This window comes from uncultured Senegalimassilia sp., from assembly GCF_934632265.1.
Classification (GTDB): Bacteria; Actinomycetota; Coriobacteriia; order Coriobacteriales; family Eggerthellaceae; genus Senegalimassilia.
In genome coordinates this window covers 1-4,385 of sequence record NZ_CAKTYH010000140.1, presented here as the reverse complement: position 1 = coordinate 4,385, position 4,385 = coordinate 1, and the positions used below count along the sequence as shown (strand labels likewise).

The 4,385-nt window shown below is 59.2% G+C and carries 4 protein-coding genes; all 4 read left to right on the top strand.

Going from position 1 to position 4,385, the window contains the following annotated elements; translation table 11 throughout:
* Positions 1–249: 249 nt before the first annotated feature.
* Positions 250–1,488: a CoA transferase gene (locus Q0H50_RS08570; protein ID WP_294421433.1), complete on the top strand. Its 1,239-nt coding sequence runs from the start codon at positions 250–252 to the stop codon at positions 1,486–1,488.
* A gap of 96 nt (positions 1,489–1,584) precedes the next feature.
* Positions 1,585–3,225, top strand: a complete 1,641-nt coding sequence (fadK, locus tag Q0H50_RS08565; protein ID WP_294421431.1) for a medium-chain fatty-acid--CoA ligase — start codon at positions 1,585–1,587, stop codon at positions 3,223–3,225.
* 2 nt (positions 3,226–3,227) lie between these two features.
* Complete coding sequence (locus Q0H50_RS08560) at positions 3,228–3,815, top strand: hypothetical protein (RefSeq protein WP_294421429.1); 588 nt, start codon at positions 3,228–3,230, stop codon at positions 3,813–3,815.
* A gap of 292 nt (positions 3,816–4,107) precedes the next feature.
* Positions 4,108–4,385: acyl-CoA dehydrogenase family protein (locus Q0H50_RS08555; protein ID WP_294421427.1), on the top strand; the 278-nt coding region annotated here is incomplete at its 3' end.

Here is a 4,385-nt window from a genome sequence, read left to right as displayed (position 1 = left end):
CCAGCGCATCACCATTGCCCGCAACTGCCAGAAGTTCGGCGGCAAGGTCGAGTACCAGCTTTAATCACCCTTTGATCGGCGTCGATCGCAGGAACAAATTCACTTCGAAAGGAGGGTCGTCTGCCATTGCGTGGATGGCCCTCTTTTCCTTAGCAGCGAAACGCTATCGAGCGGCAAGCGAGCCAGAACGCTGAAGCGCTCGAATCCCCCGGATAACCGGGAACGCATCTAAGCAAGGAGGATTTTAGTATGCAACCTTTGAAGGGCCTGAAGGTCGTCGACCTCACCACGTTCTTGGCAACCCCGACCACCGGCCGTATCCTCGGCGAGTGGGGCGCCGACGTCATCAAGGTCGAGGCGTTCAAGGGCGATCCGTGCCGCACGAACCAGGCAGTCGTGTTCGGCATGCCCTCCAGCGACGAGGAGAACCTCGCATTCGACGTCGCCAACTTCCATAAGCGCTTCGTCGCGCTGAACCTCAAGTCCGAGAAGGGCAACGAGGTCATGATGAAGCTGCTCGAGGACGCCGACGTCTTCATCACCAACACCCGCACCAAGTCCCTGGCAAAGATGGGCCTGGACTGGGAGAGCCTGCATGCGAAGTTCCCGCGCCTGATCATGGGCCATGGCCTGGGCTACGGCAAGAAGGGTCCTGAGAAGGACGCTGCCGGCTTCGACGTGACCTGCTACATGGGCCGCGGCGGCGTTTTCGGCACCACCGTCAACAAGGGCGACTCCCCCATGATCCCGACCAACGGCTACGGCGACTACCAGTGCTCCGTGTTCCTGGTGGCAGGCATCCTGGCCGCGCTGCAGGGTCGCGAGAAGACCGGCGAAGGCGATTACGTCACCTGCGCGCTGCAGCACGCCGGCATCTACACGCTGGCTACGGGCATGATCTCCGCCCAGTACGGCAACCCCTATCCGAAGAGCCGTCTTGAGGTCAACAACCCGCTGAACAACGTGTTCCGTTCCAAGGACCAGAAGTGGGTCGTCCTGTGCCTGCCCGAGTACGACCGCGATTGGCCGCGCGTCATGCACCTCATCGGCCGCGACGAGCTTGCCGAGCATCCGGACTACAGCTGCTGCCAGACCGTCAACGACAAGGGCCTGGCTCCCGAGGTCGTCAAGATCCTCGACGACGGCTTCGCGCAGTTCACGCGCGAGGAGCTGCTGAAGATGTTCTCCGAGAACGACATGCCCTGCGAGCCGGCTCAGACGCCGACCGACATCTACGAGGACCAGAACGCGCTGATCAACGAGTACATCAAGCCTGTTCAGTACCCGGCCGGCCCGCGTTGGTGCCCCACCGCCCCCGTCCAGTTCGAGCTTGGCGAGACCGAGGACCTGATCCCGGGCGGCAAGCTGGGTTCTGCAACCGAGGACGTCATGAAGGAGCTCGGCTACAGCGAGGATGAGATCAAGGCCGCCGAGGCCGAGGGCGCCGTTTCCGGTCCCGTCGACCTGGCAGTGCTTCAGGGCAAGTAATATATCCTTACCCAAAGGCTTTCTTGCATAGCGACAGAGTTGCTTGGGAAGGGGCGACGGCGTTCGCCCCTTCCCCATATCATATGGAGGGGTCCTATGATCACCGACGTCAAAATCAACGAAGCTGAAAAGCGGCGCTTTTACGAAAGCGGCGCCTGGGGAACCGACACCATCGCAGACGTCTGGCAGGACCGTAGCACTCGATTCGCCGACCGCGTATACGTACAGGACGACCTTGGTTGCACGTTGACGTATCGAGAAGTTGACGAAGGGGCAAGCCGAATCGCCGCCTGGCTTATGGAAAAGGGCGTGCAAAACGGCGATGTCGTCTCCTTTCAGGTTCCCAAATGGGCCGAATTTTGCATGATCTACGTGGCATGCGCCAAAATCGGCGCCGTCATGCATCCCGTTGCAACCGCCATGAACGCCACCGATTTGGAATACATCTTCAACCAGGTCGGCACCACGGCATATATCTGCCCCACATTCTCATATAAGACGGACTACGAACTGGAATTCCAAAAGTTCAAAGATCGAATCCCTTCGTTGCGCGCATTGCTGCTCTTGGACAAGGTCCAGCCGGCGCACGACGAAAACGCTGCAACGCTTTCGAAGGTCTTGGAGTCCGTCGCACCTTTCGCCGGGGCTTGCCCGGCCCATTCCGACGATGTCGCCTGCATCTTGTCGACATCGGGCACGACCGGAAAACCGAAAGCCGCGCTGTTCACGCATAACAACCTGTTGTATTCAGAGCGGGTGTTCTCGGACGACCTTGAACTAGGCCCCGACGACACCGTATGGATGCCTTCCCCGCTCAACCATGCAACGGGTTTTTTCCATGGCCTGATCTCGCCGATGCTCACGGGCGGACGCTGCGTGCTGCAGTTGCGCTTCAAGGCCGACGAGGCGGTCGAGCTGATCAATCGGGAGAACGTCACCTGGTCCTGCGGCGCTACGCCGTTCGTGCACGACTTGCTGAAATATCTTGAGGAATCAGGCAAGGCCATCCCCACCCTCAAGTACTTCCTGTGCGGAGGGGCGCCTGTGCCGGGCAGCCTCATCGAGATGGCGAACCGTCATGGGTTTTTGCTCTGCGAACTGTACGGCTCCACTGAAAGCTGCCCGCACCTGCGCGTTCCCCGCAACAGGTGCGTGGAGTGGAACGGCCGCTTCTCGGGCGTCCCCTATCCCGGGATCGAAGTGAAGGCCGTCGACGAGCACCGTCAAGAGGTGGCCCCGGGCGTGCAGGGAGAGGAAGCGAGCCGCGGGCCGCATATGTTCGTCGGCTACCTGAACGACCCGGAACGCACCGACGAGGCCTTAGACGATGACGGCTGGTTCTACAGCGGCGATTTGTGCACCATCGACGAGCAGGGCCGCGTGAAGATCAACGGCCGCAAAAAGGAGATCATCATCCGCGGCGGCGAGAACATATCCGCTCGCGAGGTCGATGACGATGTCATGGGTTGGGACCAGATCGTCGATCATGCGACGATCGGCATGCCCGACGAGCGCCTTGGCGAGAGGATCTGCCTGTTCGCCGTGCCGGCCGATCCGGATGGAGAAGAGCTGTGCCTGCATGACTTGCTAGAATATATGGATGGCAAGGGTATCGCTAAACGCCTGTGGCCTGAACGCCTTGAGGTCATCGACAAGATCCCCCGCACCGCCACCGGCAAAGTGCAGCGATTCGTGCTGGCAAAGGAAATCAAGCATCGTATGGGTATCGAGGAATAGCAATGATCGAACAGCAATACAGCATCACGCGCACGCGCGCAACCTGGAAGCCCCGCGTTGCGGCCGACGATCTTCCCTTCGTGAAGGATTCGGCTGGAAACGTGCTGGTCGCGCTCAACGGCGACGCAGAGGCCTCCTACACAGGCACCGGACGCACGCTGGTTGGCCAACCGCCGTACACGTGCCTCAACGATGATGCAGGCACGGAAAACGAGCATATGACCTTCGTAGATGCTGATGAGCTGCCCGAGGGCGTTGTTTTCGACTACCATATCGACGGCGGATTCAACAACAACGCCGTCATCGTCACGTGGAAGATCCGGGACGCATCCCGATATCGCATCCGCTGGGTTGCCCTCAAAACGTTCACGGGCATGCAGCTGAAATACATCATGCCCAAGAAATTCCCTCCCCTGGTGTTCGCACTGGCCGCCGAAGATGCTTTCGCTTATTGCAACAAGATCCCCTGCGAGGAATGCGCATTCCGCTGCAAGAGCGGCTTCGAGCTCTATGCGCTGATCGAAGGCATCGGCATCGTGAAAAGGTCCATGGACCGCATCTCCATGCTGAACCTGGACCAGATCAAATAACGTTACGACAACACCTGCCATCTTGCGCACCCGTAGCCTCCGACAAGGCTGCGGGTGCGCTGTTGTTTTGGTCGAAAATACCCATTCACCTGGGATTATCGAAGTGATTGAGACCGATTTCGCCGCAGAATGCGCCATTATTCGTTTTGCAAATGATTTAGGCGAAATCGTTTGGGACGCTGAATTGGATTTCGGCTCGACAGGGTCGCATAATCGATGTTGTCGAAAGCCGATAGAGCCTATCGCGACAACGGAGATGGCGAATAGGCGGGCACAGTCTAAGGAGGTTCACATGAATCCCAATGCAAAGATCACCGACGAGCAGTTCGAAACGTATCTGAAGCAGATCCGCGAGCTTGCCGAAGGTCCGTTCGAGGAGATTCAGAAGGAGGTCGAGGTCACCAACACCTTCCCCGAGGAGTTCTACGAGCTGGCCAAGAAAAACGACCTGTACCGCTTCTACCTGCCCAGCGAGTACGGCGGATGGGACCTCGACGAGCTTGAGATCCTGCGCGTCCAGGAAGAGTTCTCCCGCGGCCCGGGCGGCATGCGCATGCACCTGCATCATGC